The 16,059-nt window shown below is 58.6% G+C and carries 15 protein-coding genes; 12 read left to right on the top strand and 3 right to left on the bottom strand.

Annotation, left to right across the window (positions count from 1 at the left end):
• The first annotated feature begins 149 nt into the window (after positions 1–149).
• Entirely contained in the window at positions 150–2,432 is a 2,283-nt protein-coding gene (locus PSH79_RS06445) for a bifunctional diguanylate cyclase/phosphodiesterase (protein ID WP_305441784.1), read from the top strand.
• Here the strand turns inward: PSH79_RS06445 and PSH79_RS06440 are convergent.
• Positions 2,323–3,219: an NAD(P)-dependent oxidoreductase gene (locus tag PSH79_RS06440; protein ID WP_305441783.1), complete on the bottom strand. Its 897-nt coding sequence runs from the start codon at positions 3,217–3,219 to the stop codon at positions 2,323–2,325. The two genes, PSH79_RS06445 and PSH79_RS06440, sit on opposite strands and share 110 nt — an antisense overlap.
• A 193-nt stretch (positions 3,220–3,412) precedes the next feature.
• On the opposite strand from PSH79_RS06440, the gene PSH79_RS06435 reads away from it, so the two are divergent.
• Positions 3,413–5,611 (top strand): hypothetical protein, encoded by a 2,199-nt coding sequence (locus tag PSH79_RS06435; RefSeq protein WP_305441782.1) that lies wholly within the window; start codon positions 3,413–3,415, stop codon positions 5,609–5,611.
• A gap of 317 nt (positions 5,612–5,928) precedes the next feature.
• Here the strand turns inward: PSH79_RS06435 and PSH79_RS06430 are convergent, their stop codons facing one another.
• Positions 5,929–6,234 carry a DUF2288 domain-containing protein gene (locus PSH79_RS06430; protein WP_305441781.1) on the bottom strand — a complete coding sequence of 102 codons (306 nt, stop codon included), beginning with the start codon at positions 6,232–6,234 and terminating at the stop codon, positions 5,929–5,931.
• A 352-nt stretch (positions 6,235–6,586) separates the two neighbouring features.
• On the opposite strand from PSH79_RS06430, the gene PSH79_RS06425 reads away from it, so the two are divergent.
• The 9 genes from PSH79_RS06425 to PSH79_RS06385 all read left to right on the top strand — a co-directional run bounded on the left by PSH79_RS06425 (position 6,587) and on the right by PSH79_RS06385 (position 14,294).
• On the top strand, positions 6,587–7,714 hold the full coding sequence (locus PSH79_RS06425) for a branched-chain amino acid ABC transporter substrate-binding protein (protein ID WP_305441780.1): 1,128 nt from the start codon (positions 6,587–6,589) through the stop codon (positions 7,712–7,714).
• A 231-nt stretch (positions 7,715–7,945) separates the two neighbouring features.
• Positions 7,946–8,869: a high-affinity branched-chain amino acid ABC transporter permease LivH gene (gene livH, locus PSH79_RS06420; RefSeq protein ID WP_007918526.1), complete on the top strand. Its 924-nt coding sequence runs from the start codon at positions 7,946–7,948 to the stop codon at positions 8,867–8,869.
• Positions 8,866–10,122, top strand: a complete 1,257-nt coding sequence (locus tag PSH79_RS06415; RefSeq protein ID WP_305441779.1) for a high-affinity branched-chain amino acid ABC transporter permease LivM — start codon at positions 8,866–8,868, stop codon at positions 10,120–10,122. The genes livH and PSH79_RS06415 overlap by 4 nt, the downstream gene beginning before the upstream one ends.
• Entirely contained in the window at positions 10,119–10,886 is a 768-nt protein-coding gene (livG, locus tag PSH79_RS06410) for a high-affinity branched-chain amino acid ABC transporter ATP-binding protein LivG (protein WP_187679446.1), read from the top strand. Before PSH79_RS06415 ends, livG begins: the two co-directional genes overlap by 4 nt.
• On the top strand, positions 10,887–11,588 hold the full coding sequence (locus PSH79_RS06405; RefSeq protein ID WP_187679447.1) for an ABC transporter ATP-binding protein: 702 nt from the start codon (positions 10,887–10,889) through the stop codon (positions 11,586–11,588). It begins immediately after the preceding gene.
• A gap of 259 nt (positions 11,589–11,847) precedes the next feature.
• Positions 11,848–12,153 carry a DUF2282 domain-containing protein gene (locus PSH79_RS06400; protein ID WP_187679448.1) on the top strand — a complete coding sequence of 102 codons (306 nt, stop codon included), beginning with the start codon at positions 11,848–11,850 and terminating at the stop codon, positions 12,151–12,153.
• Between the two features lie 25 nt (positions 12,154–12,178).
• Entirely contained in the window at positions 12,179–13,066 is an 888-nt protein-coding gene (locus PSH79_RS06395; protein ID WP_305441777.1) for a DUF692 domain-containing protein, read from the top strand.
• A complete protein-coding gene (locus PSH79_RS06390) occupies positions 13,063–13,821 on the top strand; it encodes a DUF2063 domain-containing protein (RefSeq protein ID WP_305441776.1) in 759 nt (252 codons plus the stop codon). Before PSH79_RS06395 ends, PSH79_RS06390 begins: the two co-directional genes overlap by 4 nt.
• Positions 13,818–14,294: a DoxX family protein gene (locus PSH79_RS06385; RefSeq protein ID WP_305441775.1), complete on the top strand. Its 477-nt coding sequence runs from the start codon at positions 13,818–13,820 to the stop codon at positions 14,292–14,294. The genes PSH79_RS06390 and PSH79_RS06385 overlap by 4 nt, the downstream gene beginning before the upstream one ends.
• Before the next feature lie 109 nt (positions 14,295–14,403).
• On the opposite strand, the gene PSH79_RS06380 is transcribed toward PSH79_RS06385, so the two are convergent.
• Positions 14,404–15,318 carry a LysR family transcriptional regulator gene (locus PSH79_RS06380; protein WP_305441774.1) on the bottom strand — a complete coding sequence of 305 codons (915 nt, stop codon included), beginning with the start codon at positions 15,316–15,318 and terminating at the stop codon, positions 14,404–14,406.
• A gap of 104 nt (positions 15,319–15,422) precedes the next feature.
• Here PSH79_RS06380 and PSH79_RS06375 point away from each other — a divergent pair, with 104 nt between their 5' ends.
• Complete coding sequence (locus PSH79_RS06375) at positions 15,423–16,022, top strand: short chain dehydrogenase (protein WP_305441773.1); 600 nt, start codon at positions 15,423–15,425, stop codon at positions 16,020–16,022.
• Positions 16,023–16,059: the final 37 nt, after the last annotated feature.

Here is a 16,059-nt window from a genome sequence, read left to right as displayed (position 1 = left end):
GCTTAGCACCAATCGCTATGACGCTAATGCCGAAATCATTAGCGCCAATGTGCCACTACCGCTCGCCCCCCGAAAACGGCCTCTATACTCCTCTCATTCGCCTGCGTTAACCGCACGGTTAGGACGACTTCAGAGAGACGGGGCATGCTATGGAGTGGCTTGGTTTGCAGTTTGTTACCGAGCTGCCGGAGAGCGGGCAGGTCATTCTTGATTGCACACACAATCCCTTACTGGTACTGGCAGCCTATCTGGTCGCCTGCGCTGCGAGTTTCGCCACCCTCGATATGGCCGAGCGAGTCGCTCACGCCGAAGACCTTGGCTCGCAACGCCTATGGCGCTGGATCGGCGCGACCTGCCTGGCAGGCGGGATCTGGGCCATGCACTTCATCGGCATGCTCGCCTTCCAGGCCCCAATCGAAATCCACTACGACCTGCCGATCACCCTGTTCTCCCTGCTGATTGCCCTGCTCGCCTCGTGGCTGGCGATGCACACGCTGAGCGAGGCACAGCCGAGTCTGGTGCTTTACCTGAAAACCGCTGTGGTCATCGGCCTCGGTATCGCCGGCATGCATTACGTCGGCATGGCCGCCATGGAGTCGCGCGCCACCGCCTACTACCAACCGACCTTGTTTGCGCTGTCGATCGCCATCGCCATCGGCGCCAGTTTCACCGCGTTATGGGTCGCAGGCTACTTGCGCGAAGGCAGTGGCCTGGCTCATCAGATGCTCAAGTACAGCGCCGCACTGATTCTCGGTGCGGGCATTTTCAGCATGCACTTCACCGGGATGGCCGCACTGCAATTGGTGTTGCCGGAAGGCAGCGCCCCGGCACTATCGGCCGAAACCAGCCATTTGCAACTGGGCCTGACAGTGGCGCTGATCATCCTGCTGATTCTCGGCAGCGCAATCAGCGCGGCACTGGCCGACAAGAAACTGCAAAGCAAGGAACATGACCTGCGCCGGGTCAATGCCCTGCTCAGCCAACTCGATCAGGCACGCATGTCGCTGCAACAAGTGGCCAACTACGACGCGTTGACTAACCTGATCAACCGCCGCGGTTTCAATCAGATCTTCGCCGAGAAACTCAGCCAGAAGACCACCGAAGGCGGCATGCTTGCGGTGATGTTTCTCGACATCGATCACTTCAAACGCATCAACGACAGCCTCGGCCACGACGCCGGCGACGCCCTGCTCAAGGTGATTGCCAGTCACATCAAAGGCTCGGTGCGCAGCCATGAAGACGTCGTCGCGCGTTTTGGCGGCGACGAGTTCTGCATCCTGATCGGCCTGCGCGACCGTGAAGAGGCACGCACCATGGCCCAGCGCATCATGCTGAAGATGAAGGAGCCAATAGAACTGGCCGGACGCCGGATGGTGATGACTACCAGCATCGGCATCAGCCTGTTTCCAGAAGACGGCACGACGTGTGAAGAACTGCTCAAACACGCGGATCTGGCGCTGTATCAATCCAAGGGCGCCGGGCGCAATGGTCTGCACTTTTTCAATTCCAGCCTGAAAAACCGCGCGACTCTGGAATTGCAACTCGAAGAAGAACTGCGCCACGCACTGCGCGAAGAAAACGGTCTGATGCTGTATTACCAACCGATCTTCGAACTGAAAACCGGCCGGGTCACCAAGCTCGAAGCGCTGATCCGCTGGCAGCATCCGGTCCACGGTTTGCTGACCCCTGATCGCTTTATCAGCATCGCCGAAAACAATGGCCTCATCGCCGAACTGGACAATTGGGTGCTGCGCCGCGCCTGCAAGGATCTTGGCGAGTTGTCCAAGCATGGCTGCGAAGAGCTGAAAATCGCCTGGAACTGCTCGCCGCTGAACCTGACCCGCGAAGAGCTGGCCGATGAAATCGAAAGTGCGCTGCGCACCGCAGGCGTCGCGCCGGAACGTCTGGAACTGGAAGTCACCGAGAACGCCCTGATGGGCAACATCGCCAACACCCTGGTGCTGTTGCGGCAGATCCGCGCCCTCGGCGTGTCGCTGTCGATCGACGACTTCGGCACCGGTTATTCGTCGCTGGCGTACCTCAAGCGTTTGCCGCTGAACACGCTGAAGATCGACCGCTCGTTCATCCTCGACATCCCAAAAGCCACGGCGGACATGGAGATCGTTCAGGCGATCATCGTCATGGCCCACACCCTGCATTTGCAGGTGGTCACCGAAGGCGTCGAAAGCCTGGAGCAGTACGAATTTCTCGAACGCTCCGGCTGCGATTTCATTCAGGGTTACCTGCTCAGCCGTCCAGTGCCGCTGGACGAATTGCGCCCGGTGCTGGAAGAAATCAACCAGCGCAAGCATTCACAGGCGGTCAATCCGTTGATTCTGGCGCGCGGTACATTTGCACCAGCGTCGCTGGATCCTTCGCCAAAAAGCCCTGAGCCCCATGCAGGCGCATCAGTTGTGCGGCCAATCCGCTGATCGGCGTCGCCGTACCCTGCTCGCGGGAGAATTTCACTGCAGTGTCGAGATCTTTGAGCAGCGTGCGCACGTGCCATTTGATCGGTTCGAAACGGCTCTCGGCCATTTGCGGGGCGAGGATCTGCAACGGTTTTGAATCGGCGAAACCACCGGCCAGCGCTTCGGCAATCAGGCTCGCATCGACCCCGGCCTGCTCGGCCAGCGCCACCACTTCGGCAATCACCAACGCATTGCAGGCAACGATCATCTGGTTGCAGGCCTTGGTCACTTGCCCGGCGCCGATGCCGCCCATGTGCGTAACGCGTTGACCGAGATTGAGCAACACCGGGCGCACGCGCTCAAGGTCGGCTGCATCGCCACCGACCATGATCGCCAGACTGCCGGCCTCGGCACCGACCACGCCGCCGGACACCGGTGAATCCATCCAGCTCATGCCGGTTTCACTTTTTAGCTGCGCCGCCATCTCACGAGTAGCCGTCGGTTCAAGACTGGAAAAATCCACCAGTAACTGACCGCCCTTCGCACCTTCGGCAACACCGGCCGGGCCGAACACCACTTCGCGCACCACCGCCGTATCGGCCAGACACACCATCACCACGTCGGCGTGCTCGCACAGTTCGGAGGGGCTCGCCACCTGCCGGGCACCGGCCTCGACCAGTGGCGCGCACTTGGCCGGGTTGCGATTCCACACGGTCAACGGGTAACCCGCCGCCAACAGGCGCCGACACATCGGCAGACCCATCAGTCCGATTCCGGCGAATCCCAACGAAGGTAGCGTTGACATCATTTTGCCTCTTTTCGATTAAAGATCGCCGAATAATGGCCGATTCATCAACGATCAGGAAAGGATTCCCCCAAGCGACAGTCTGGCCAAGTCCCTGACGCTCGGGCCCAATTCGCGCAAAAAAGACGCGAGATCTTATTCCGTGAGGCTCGATGACACAGGTCTCGGGCCAACCCAGTCAGGTATATGGCGCACAATGACTTCTAAAAATAATCCCGCCACTGCGGTATCCGATCTGACCCTGAGCCCCGCCGCGAACAGCCCGTCACCGTCGAAGCCATTGCACCCCTCGCGTCCGCTGGGCACCCAGCAATACCTTTACTACACCGAAACCAACACCGACCGCATCCTCGACAACCTCGACGGCCTGCGTGACCTGGTGTTCCCGCGCCCACCGCATCTGGAAGGCGACAACGAGCAGCACAACGACCAGGAATTCCCGTCGGTATGCCTGATCGGACTCGGTCGCTGTGGTTCCAACATCGCCCTCGACGTGGCGGAGTTGGTGTACAACGCGCGCAAGTTCTACCTCAACGAATTCAATAACGACGATCGCGCAGCCGACCGCCGTCTGGCCGACAAGGGCTACAGCCCGGCCCAGTGGATCAAAAACAACCTGCGGATCGGCCCGAACAAGTCCACTAAACCGGTGTTCCTGGTTGAGCCGCTGGTGATGCTCGGCGACCTCGACAAGGACATCGCCGGGCGTATCCGCTTCTCGCGCAAGGGCGAGAAAAGCGGCTTCCTGCGCGACTACAGCAAAATGAAGATCATGGACTTGTCCGAAGTCCACGCCGGTGGCGCCGGTAATGCGCCGATCCTCGGCCAATACCTGGCGAAGATCATCCTCAACAAGGACACCCAACGCTTCTCCAGCCCCGACTGGAAAATGATCCACTCGTACCTGATCGACAGCTGCGGGATCAAGGCCAACCAGTCGCGCCTGTACTTCTCGATCTTCAGTGCCGGCGGCGGTACCGGTTCGGGCATGGCCTCGGAATTCGGCCTGGCCCAGCAGCACTCGTACATGAACAAGACATTCGACACCAAGCCGATGGACGAACATGACGGCAAGAGCGGTCATTCGTTTGTGTTCGAACCGATCTTCACCAGCGGCATCTGCGTGCTGCCGAACATTTCCGACCACCGCAGCGAAATGTCCGAGGCGCTGCACATCAACGCCGGGCGCCTGCTGTGCAAATACCTCTCGGAAGAATGGGATTTCTCTTACAACTTCGCCAACGAAGACAGCAGCGAAGCCAGCGTCATGGGCCGTATCCGCCCGTGGAACGCGATGATGCTGATCTCCAACGACATCATGCGTTACGCCGAAGAGAGCGACGACGGCAACATCCAGAACATTGATGTCAATGCGATGGAGAAGCACGCCAACCAGTACATCTCGCAGCAGATCTTCAACATTCTGACGGCGCAGGCAGTCACGACTGACTACGACCAGAACTATTTCCGCCGCGCCGGCATCGACATCGGCGAAACCATTCGCCTCGACGCCAACGACCTGTTCATGAGCCTGGCCGGCCCGGTAGCGATTGCCTACGCCGAATCGGTGGTGCCGGAAACGCCGCCGCCGAGCAGCGACAAGTTCAAGGTGTTCGATAAAGAGCCACAGCGCCTGAACATCGACGATCTGTTTTTCCGCTCGATCGACCTGCCGCACTTCAACAAGGTCACCCAGGCCATCGAAGGCATCAGCCTGCTGCCGATCGAGTCCAAGCGTTATCGCGCTTCGCTTGAGCAGTACAAGAATTCCGGCTACGACGCGGCGGCACTGCATGACCTGCACTTCTTCAAGAACTGCTCGTCGGTGGTCTCAATCGTTTCGCTGCCGAAAGACTACAAGCTGTCGTACATGGATTTGAACCGGTTGAAGACGCACCTCAACAGCCTGTTCCCGAATACCACGCTCAAGCGTTACGCGCTGGTGATCGGTGCCTCGGCCAACCTGTCGTTGACTACGTTGATTGCCAAAAGCCCGTGCCTTTCGGATGACTTCCTGACGTTAATCGTCGCGTTCATCAAGCGCTGCTTCGCGAAGACCCCGTACCGTTTCGACGAGACCCTGGACAACTCGATCCTCGACTTCATCATCAACGAAGAGTTTGATGAAGACCGCATCGATGACCTGCTCAACGAGTTCGAGAACCCGGCGAAGATCCTCGACACCAACTGGTACGCAATCAAGCCGATGTACGAGAAGAAGTACCGCGAGCTGATCAACGACAAAGAAAAGTTTGTCTCGATCAACGACATTCGCCTGTCGCGCGATTGCGTGAAGAAGTCGATCAAGTACCTGCGCGAGATCTATCGTCACCGGATTGGCAAGACCAAGGTTATTTCTCTCAATAACCATACCGGCAAGTCGTTCTCGGTCTGATCCAGGACCGAGTCGCCGCAATCGCTGGCAAGCCAGCTCCCACAGGGTCCGTGTGAACACGAATATTGTGAACGCCACAAAACCTGTGGGAGCTGGCTTGCCAGCGATGGGGCCCTGAAATTCACTGAAGATTTCAGCCTTTCCAACATCCAGAAACAATTAAGCAGCCGTTAGGCTGCTTACTAAACTGTTCCCGTTACGTTTACGTCACCGTGAGCCACCCTCGCTTGTGGTGTTTCTCTACGGCAACGTGCCATCACGCTACTCGGCTACACACTTTTCAACGATGACGCCGCGCACCAAAAAGGCGCAAGCCATCAGGCCTGCGCCCTTTCCTGGATCAGAATCCACGGCGAAACCACCACCGCCCACAGCTGCGGATCACGTTCAAAAAGATCCAGCGCCCGCGTTTCAGACAGCTTGGCGACCTTGTCTTCGGCCAGCCAGGCAGCGACTTTCTCGCCTTCATCCGACGCCACAGCCTCAGCAGCGGCGATCAAATCAAGGTCAGGGTCGACCCACAATAGGGCACCCTTGGCGAAGAACGGCTCTAGCTCTTTCCAGGTAATAGATGCGGTTTCACCAAGCAGCTTGGCATAGAGGGTGCTAGGTTCTTGATTCATGGGAACTGTCCGGAAAAGAAATCGACGCGAATGATAACGTCGGTGATCCGCCAGAAAAACCCGGTTGCAAATGGCTGTACCGAACGAAAAGAGCAGGAACGCCAGGGAATGCTGTTGATTGGGATATATGCCCACGAACGCCCCGCCGCAATTCTGTCTTTTTCATTCAAAAATGCGACACCTCCAAGTTTTGCCCCTCGGCGCCCGCTTCCCAGGCTGACAACCGGCGCTCTACACTGTACCGGTACAGTTGCCGGGGGCATTTCCGGAGGGTATCGCAAAGATATCTGACCCGGTTCTGCTGCTACGGCGCCAGAACTCAAAAAAATTACAACAGTAAGAGTGGAGCACTATGACTAAGGCTACTAAGCAGATTTCCAAACTGTTTGCCGCTATGGTTCTGGCCGGGGTTGCCAGCCATTCGTTCGCAGCTGACACCATCAAAATCGGTATCGCCGGTCCTAAAACCGGTCCAGTAGCCCAATACGGCGACATGCAGTTCAGTGGCGCAAAAATGGCCATCGAACAAATCAACGCCAAGGGCGGCGTCGACGGCAAGAAACTCGAAGCCGTTGAATACGACGATGCCTGCGATCCGAAACAAGCGGTAGCGGTTGCGAACAAGGTCGTCAACGACGGCGTCAAGTTCGTGGTCGGTCACCTGTGCTCCAGCTCTACCCAACCTGCTTCGGACATCTACGAAGACGAAGGCGTGATCATGATCACCCCGGCTGCCACCAGCCCGGACATCACCGCCCGTGGTTACAAAATGATCTTCCGTACTATCGGTCTGGACAGCGCCCAGGGCCCTGCCGCCGGTAACTACATTGCCGATCACGTCAAACCGAAAATCGTCGGCGTCCTGCACGACAAGCAGCAGTACGGTGAAGGCATCGCCACCGCCGTCAAATCGACCCTTGAGAAGAAAGGCACCAAAGTTGCCGTGTTCGAAGGCGTTAACGCCGGCGATAAAGACTTCTCGGCGATCATTGCCAAACTCAAGCAAGCCAACGTCGACTTCGTTTACTACGGCGGCTACCACCCAGAGCTGGGTCTGATCCTGCGTCAAGCCCAGGAAAAAGGCCTGAAAGCCAAGTTCATGGGGCCAGAAGGCGTGGGTAACGACTCGATCACTCAGATCGCCAAAGACGCTGCCGAAGGCCTGCTGGTGACCCTGCCGAAATCCTTCGACCAGGATCCGGCCAACGTTGCTCTGGCTGATGCATTCAAGGCGAAGAAAGAAGATCCGAGCGGCCCGTTCGTGTTCCCGGCCTACTCGGCCGTGACCCTGATCGCCGAAGGCATCAAGGCTGCCAAGTCCGAAGACCCGACAAAAGTGGCAGAAGCCATTCACGCCGGCACCTTCAAGACCCCGACTGGCGACCTGAGCTACGACGCCAAGGGCGACTTGAAAGACTTCAAATTCGTAGTCTACGAGTGGCACAACGGCAAACCTAAAACTGAAGTTTCGCCTCAGTAAGGCATTGCCGAACTGACTGCCAATAAAGCCCACGGCGTGCCGTGGGCTTTGTTTTACGAATGTATAGGGCCGCGCTGGCGTGATCCGCCAGTCTCCCCACCTGAAAATCTCAAAACCGTCATCAGCGGTTCGCTGGCAAAACCCGGATTCGAAGTGGATAAAGATCCACGGGGCCGGGCGGGAAAATGACTCCACCAGTGAAATGCGTATCAGGTTTTTAGGAGCGCTGTAATGCCTGACATCTATCACTTCTTCCAACAGCTGGTTAACGGCCTGAACGTTGGCAGCATGTATGCCCTGATCGCCATCGGCTACACGATGGTTTACGGCATCATTGGAATGATCAACTTCGCCCACGGCGAGGTGTACATGATCGGCTCCTACGTGGCGTTCATCGCCATCGCCGGGCTGACCATGATGGGACTCGACAGTGTCCCGCTGTTGATGACGGCGGCGTTCATCGCCAGCATCGTCGTCACCAGCTCTTACGGTTACAGCATCGAACGCATTGCCTACCGCCCCTTGCGCGGCAGCAACCGTCTGATCCCGCTGATTTCCGCCATCGGTATGTCGATCTTCCTGCAGAACACGGTTCTGCTGGCGCAAGACTCCAAGGACAAAGCTATCCCCAACCTGATTCCGGGCAACATTGCCTTCGGCCCAGGTGGCGCACAAGAAGTGCTGATTTCCTACATGCAAATCGTGGTGTTCGTGGTGACCCTGATCGCCATGCTCGGCCTGACATTGTTCATCTCCCGCTCTCGTCTGGGCCGCGCCTGCCGCGCCTGTGCCGAAGACATCAAGATGGCCAACCTGCTGGGTATCAACACCAACAACATCATCGCCCTGACCTTCGTCATTGGTGCTGCGCTGGCGGCGGTCGCTGCTGTGCTGCTGAGCATGCAATACGGGGTGATCAACCCGAACGCCGGTTTCCTCGTCGGCCTCAAAGCCTTCACCGCCGCGGTACTGGGCGGCATCGGCAGCATCCCCGGCGCCATGCTCGGCGGGCTGGTGCTAGGGGTGGCGGAAGCCTTTGGCGCCGATATCTTCGGCGACCAGTACAAGGACGTCGTGGCATTCGGCTTGTTGGTTCTGGTGCTGTTGTTCCGTCCGACCGGCATTCTGGGCCGTCCGGAGGTTGAGAAAGTATGACTAGGAATCTTAAACAGGCACTGTTCAGTGCCTTGCTGGTGTGGGCCGTGGCCTACCCGGTACTGGGTCTGAAACTGACCATCGTCGGCATCAACCTGGAAGTGCACAACACCAGCCCGGCCGTGCTGGCGACTATCGCCATCTGTTCGGTACTGATGTTCCTGCGCGTGCTGTTCAATCAGCAGATCAGCAAGGCCTGGCGCTCCTCGCCGGGCATGCCGCTGATCCCGGCCAAGGCCAGCAACTTCCTGACCCTGCCGACCACCCAGCGCTATTTCATCATTGCGCTGATCATTGTTGCCCTGGTGTGGCCGTTCTTCGGCTCCCGTGGCGCGGTGGACATCGCCACGCTGATCCTGATCTACGTGATGCTCGGCCTGGGCCTGAACATCGTCGTCGGTCTGGCCGGTCTGCTCGACCTGGGTTATGTCGGCTTCTATGCCGTCGGCGCCTACAGCTATGCGTTGCTGTCGCACTACTACGGCCTGAGCTTCTGGATCTGCCTGCCGATTGCCGGCCTGATGGCGGCGACGTTCGGCTTCCTGCTGGGCTTCCCGGTCTTGCGTTTGCGCGGTGACTATCTGGCGATCGTGACCCTCGGCTTCGGCGAGATCATCCGTCTGTTCCTGCGTAACCTGACGGACATCACCGGTGGCCCGAACGGCATCAGCAACATCGAGAAACCGACGTTCTTCGGCCTGACCTTCGAACGTAAAGCCGCGGAAGGGATGCAAACCTTCCACGAGTACTTCGGCCTGCAGTACAACTCGATCAACAAGGTGATCTTCCTCTACCTCGTTGCCTTGTTGCTGGCGCTGGCGGCACTGTTCGTCATCAACCGCCTGCTGCGCATGCCGATCGGCCGTGCGTGGGAAGCGCTGCGTGAAGACGAAATCGCCTGCCGTGCGCTCGGTCTCAATCCGACGATCATCAAGCTGTCCGCGTTCACCCTCGGCGCTGCCTTCGCCGGTTTCGCCGGTAGCTTCTTCGCTGCCCGTCAGGGTCTGGTGACGCCGGAATCCTTCACCTTCATCGAATCGGCGATCATCCTCGCCATCGTCGTATTGGGTGGCATGGGCTCGCAGCTCGGCGTGATTCTCGCGGCCGTGGTGATGATCCTGTTGCCGGAAATGATGCGTGAATTCAGTGAGTACCGCATGTTGATGTTCGGTGCCCTGATGGTGTTGATGATGATCTGGCGTCCACAAGGTCTGCTGCCGATGCAACGCCCACACATGGAGTTGCGAAAATGAGCCGCGAGATCCTTAAAGTCGAAAACCTGAGCATGCGCTTCGGCGGCTTGCTGGCGGTCAATGGCGTGGCCCTGACCGTGAAGGAAAAACAGGTGGTTGCGCTGATCGGGCCGAACGGCGCGGGCAAGACCACCGTGTTCAACTGCCTGACCGGTTTCTATCAGCCAACCGGCGGCAGCATCCTTTTGGACGGCGAGCCGATTCAGGGCCTGCCGGGCCACAAGATCGCGCTCAAAGGCGTAGTGCGCACCTTTCAGAACGTGCGGTTGTTCAAGGACATGACGGCGGTGGAGAACCTGTTGATCGCCCAGCACCGTCACCTGAACACCAACTTCCTGTCCGGCCTGTTCAAAACCCCGGCGTTCCGCAAAAGCGAGCGCGAGGCGATGGAATTTGCCGAGTACTGGCTGGAAAAGGTCAACCTCAAGGAGTTCGCCAACCGTACCGCCGGCACCCTGGCATACGGTCAGCAACGTCGTCTGGAAATCGCCCGCTGCATGATGACCCGTCCGCGGATCCTCATGCTCGACGAACCGGCCGCCGGCCTCAATCCGAAGGAAACCGAAGACCTTAAGGCGCTGATCGGCATGCTGCGTGAAGAGCACAACGTCACCGTGCTGCTGATCGAACACGACATGAAACTGGTCATGAGCATTTCCGACCACATCGTCGTGATCAACCAGGGCACGCCTCTGGCTGACGGCACGCCGGAACAGATCCGCGACAATCCTGAAGTGATCAAAGCCTACCTGGGGGAAGCGTAAATGCTGCAGTTCGAAAACGTTTCCACCTTCTACGGCAAGATCCAGGCCCTTCACAGCGTCAACGTCGAAGTCCGCCAGGGCGAAATCGTGACCCTGATCGGCGCCAACGGTGCCGGCAAGTCCACGCTGCTGATGACGCTCTGCGGTTCGCCGCAAGCGCACAGCGGCAGCATCCGTTACATGGGTGAAGAACTGGTCGGCCAGGACTCGTCGCAGATCATGCGCAAAAGCATCGCTGTGGTGCCGGAAGGCCGTCGGGTGTTTGCCCGTCTGACCGTCGAAGAAAACCTGTCCATGGGCGGCTTCTTCACCGACAAGGGCGACTATCAGGAACAAATGGACAAGGTTCTCGGCCTTTTCCCACGCCTGAAAGAACGCTTCAGCCAGCGCGGCGGCACCATGTCCGGCGGCGAACAGCAAATGCTCGCCATCGGCCGTGCGCTGATGAGCAAGCCGAAACTGCTGCTGCTCGACGAGCCGTCTCTGGGTCTGGCACCGATCATCATCCAGCAGATCTTCGACATCATCGAACAACTGCGCAAGGACGGTGTGACCGTGTTCCTGGTCGAGCAAAACGCCAACCAGGCGCTGAAAATCGCCGACCGCGCCTACGTTCTGGAGAACGGCCGCGTGGTGATGCAAGGCACCGGTGAAGCGCTGCTGACCGATCCGAAAGTGCGCGAGGCGTATCTCGGCGGTTGAGTGTTTGCGATAAATGAAAAACGGCCTTCGGGCCGTTTTTTTGTGCCCGAAAAAGCCCCCTGTAAGAGCTGCCGAAGGCTGCGATCTTTTGATTGTAAAAAACAGGATCAAAAGATCGCAGCCTTCGGCAGCTCCTACGCGGGAGGATATTTTTGAAAAAACTTTCAGCCCGGCTGTAACGCATCGCCATGTCGTTTCTCTAGAGGGACAAGCAAGCGCACTTCGCTTGTAAAACCCAAGCTCAAATCGGAGAAACATCATGACTGCTACCACCCGCACCCTGTCCGCTACCGCCCTGGTTCTGGCCCTGGGTTCTGCCCTGAGTATCGCCGCTGTTTCCACCGTCCACGCTGCCGACGCCAACATGGAAAAATGCTTCGGTGTGGCCATGAAAGGCAAGAACGATTGCGCCGCAGGTGCAGGCACTACCTGTGCCGGCACCGCAAAAATGGACTATCAGGCCAACGCCTGGAAACTCGTTCCGAAAGGCACCTGCGCCACCACCGAAAGCAAAACCTCGCCGACCGGTTTCGGTCAAATGGAAGCGTTCAAAGCCAAGTCCTGATCAGTCGGCTGCCTGAGTGACGATCATGCTCACACCCAACGACCATGCCCAGTCCTGCACTCAGGCAGCCCGCTCAGGGCTCCCGCCCCGTGCCGGGCTGGGGCTCAAGACCGGGCACTTTCGTGAAGTGCTCGGCTCATCACCGGACATCGGCTTCTTCGAAGTCCACGCCGAAAACTACATGGTGGCCGGCGGCCCGTTTCATCATTTTCTGGGATTGATTCGCGAGCAGTATCCTCTGTCGCTGCATGGCGTCGGATTGTCCATCGGGGCTGAAGGGCCGCTGGACGTTCAACACCTGCAACGCCTGAAGGATCTGATCGAGCGTTATCAACCCCACTCCTTTTCCGAACACCTGGCCTGGTCCAGCCACGGCCCGGTGTTCCTCAATGACCTGCTGCCACTGGCCTATGACGCGCCGACGCTGAACCGCGTTTGCGCGCACATCGATCAGGTGCAGAACACGCTCAAGCGGTCCATGTTGCTGGAAAATCCGGCGACCTATCTGGCCTTTCAACGCTCGCCCCTCGACGAAGCAGACTTCATTGCCGAAGTCATCCGTCGCAGCGGCTGCGGCTTGCTGCTGGACGTTAATAACGTCTACGTCTCGTGCATCAATCATCAGCGCGATCCATTGGCCTATCTCGATGCCCTGCCATTACACGCCGTCGGTGAGATTCATCTGGCCGGTTTTGCAGAAGACTCCGACAGCCTTGGCGACCGTTTGCTGATCGACGATCACGGCGCACCGATTGATCAAGCGGTCTGGCATTTGTACCGGCAAGTGCTGGAACGCATCGGCCCGGTGGCGACGTTGATCGAGCGTGACAATCAGGTGCCCGCGTTCAACGTTTTACTGGCCGAGGCGCAACAGGCCGAGGCGCTGTTGGTGTGTGCGGGGGATCGATCATGAGCACTCAAGCCGACTTCACGGCAGCCCTGCTCAATGTGCAATTGACCTGCCCCGAAGGCCTGTGCAGCGCCAACGGGGCCGATCCCGCCAGTCGTTTCTCGGTGTACCGCAACAATGTGCAGAGTTCACTGATCAACGCACTGCGCGACAGTTACCCGGTGGTTGCGCAGTTGGTGGGCGAAGATTTTTTCCGCGCCATGGCGGCTGTATTTGCACAACATCAGCCACCACAAAGTCCGTTGATGAGCCGCTACGGCGAAGGTTTTGCGGACTTCATTGCAGTGTTTGAACCGGCCTCCAGCGTGCCGTATCTGGCGGACGTGGCACGCCTTGAGCAGTTGCGCACACTCGCCTATCACGCTGCCGACGCAAGCCCGATCCGATCGGAACAGCTCGCCGCTGCGCTGAATGACCCGCAAGCCCTGAACGAGCTTGGCTTCGAGTTCCATCCTTCCCTGTACCTGCTCGATTCAACTTGGCCAGTGGTTGCGATCTGGGCTGCGCATCAGCGCGAGGCCACGCTTGAAGGCATCGACCTCAACCACGGACAACACGCACTGGTGTTGCGCAACGATCTCGACGTCGAGGTGTTTGCCATTGATCACGGCGCCAGCGTTTTTATCCGGAATTTGCTCGCTGGCCAGCCACTGCTGGAAGCGGCGGAAAACAGTCCGGCATTTGATCTCGGCCAGACCCTGGGTCTGTTGATTGCGCGCAACGCCATCACCCACCTGAACAACAAGGAATCGCCATGAACTGCCTCATCACCCGCGCCATCAAACTACTGGAAAGAATCCCCCGCAGCCTGATCGCGTTCATTGCGCGTTTCTCGATTGCCGCGGTGTTCTGGAAGTCCGGGCAGACCAAGGTTGAGGGTCTGGCCATCGATCTGTTCGACGGTACCTTCGAGTTGGGCTGGCCGCGTCTGGCGGACTCGACGATTCCGCTGTTCACCAGCGAATACCACGTGCCGCTGCTGTCGCCGGAAATCGCCGCGCATACGGCCGCGTTTGCCGAGCACTTTTTCCCGATTCTGATCCTGATCGGATTCGCGACGCGGTTTTCGGCGCTGGCGTTGCTGGGGATGACAATGACTATTCAGTTGTTTGTGTATCCGGATGCGTATCCGACTCATGGCACGTGGGCGGCGGTGTTGCTGTATCTGATGGCGACCGGACCGGGCAAACTCTCGATCGATCATTTGATCGCCAGACACTACAACCGCTGAAATCAACCCGTCGCTGAGATTCCTGTAGGAGCTGCCGCAGGCTGCGATCTGTTGATTTTGAAGATCAAAAGATCGCAGCCTGCGGCAGCTCCTACACAGGTAATCGGTGTTATCGGGATAGGCGATCCAGCGCCTCGCCGCTGCGTCTGAACCAACCAATCAGATAGTCCGCCAATACCTGCGTGCGTTTCGGTAATCCGCCCTGATACGGATGCACCAGATACATCGGCATGCGCCGGGTCTGGTAATCGCGCAAGAGCCAGCGCAAGCGCCCGTCAGCCAATTCCGCTTGCAGCAGGTACGAAGGCAATCGAGCGATACCGGCACCGGTCAGCGCCGCTTTCTTGAGCAGGTTGTAATGATTGCTGGCGAACGGCCCCGAGACGCGTACCCGCAACAATTCGTGCTGCTGGTGATACAGCCATTCCTCGCGACCGCTGTAGTGGCTGTTGAGCAAACAACGGTGCTCGGTCAACGCCTGCGGCGTCAGCGGCTCGCCGAAGCGCTCGAGATAGGCCGGGCTGGCGCAGGTCATTTCCTGCCAGGCCAGCAGCGGTTTGGCCACCAGTCGCTCATCGTTGGCCACCTCGCTGCGGATCGCCAGATCAAAGCCATCCCGGGACAGATCGCGATAGCTGTTGTTCAGCTCAAGCTCGATCTGCACCTCGGGATACTTTTGCGAAAACTCCAGCAGCAGACCATCGAAGAAGGTTTCTCCCAGCGAAACCGGAACGGTCATACGTACCGGCCCGGCCATATCGTCCTTCAACCGCGCCAATGCCTGACGCGCTCTTTCCACTTGGACTACAAGGGCCTGGGCCTGCGGCAACAATGCCGCGCCGGCCGCAGTCAGGCTCAAACGCCGGGTCGTGCGTTGCAGCAGCACCACGCAAAAGCGCGCTTCGAGTTGGCTGATCCGCTTGGACAACTGGCCCTTGCTGCACCCGAGCTGCTGCGCCGCCAGGGTGAAACTCCCGGCCTCGATCAACACCGCGAACGCGGCCAGATCATCCATCTCGCTCATGGATTGTTTCCATTTGAAAACCAAAGGTTGCCCATTAGCGCGCTTATCCACAGAAAAAACCACTCTAGACTGAAACCTCGTTCAATCACTTGAGACACCACACGATGAAAATTCTGTTGATAGGCGCGGGCGGCACCATTGGTTCGGCTGTGGACAAGGAGCTGTCGCAACGCCACGAAGTCATTCGTATCGGCCGCAAAAGTGGCGATTTGCAGGTGGATATCAGCGACAGCGCGTCGATCCGCAAACTCTTCGAACAAACCGGCAAATTCGATGCGCTGGTCTGCGCCGCCGGCAACGTGACCTTCGCCCCGCTGGGTGAGATGAACGAAGACAGTTTCGCCCTGGGCTTGAAAGACAAGCTGATGGGCCAGGTCAACCTGTTGCTGATCGGTCGCGAGTTTGCCAACGACGGTGCTTCGTTCACCTTCACTACCGGCGTGCTCAGCCATGATCCGATCCGCAGCGGCGCCTCGGCTGCACTGGTCAACGGCGCCCTCGACAGTTTTGTTCGCGCGGCCGCCATCGAGCTGCCACGCGGTTTGCGCGTGAACTCGATCAGCCCGACCGTTTTGCTCGAAGCCATGGGCAGCTACGCCCCGTATTTCCGTGGCTACAAGCCGGTTCCTGCGGCAGATGTGGCGTTGGCCTACGCCAAAAGTGTCGAAGGCCTGCAAACCGGTCAGACTTTTCACGTCGGCTAAACCCTTGTGATGAACGGTCAGCCTGCGTAACGTGACG

Origin of the sequence: Pseudomonas sp. FP2196, assembly GCF_030687715.1 — a bacterium.
Lineage (GTDB): Bacteria > Pseudomonadota > Gammaproteobacteria > Pseudomonadales > Pseudomonadaceae > Aquipseudomonas.
The sequence above is the reverse complement of the archived record's forward strand: the minus strand, read 5'-3'. Positions and strand labels throughout refer to the sequence as shown.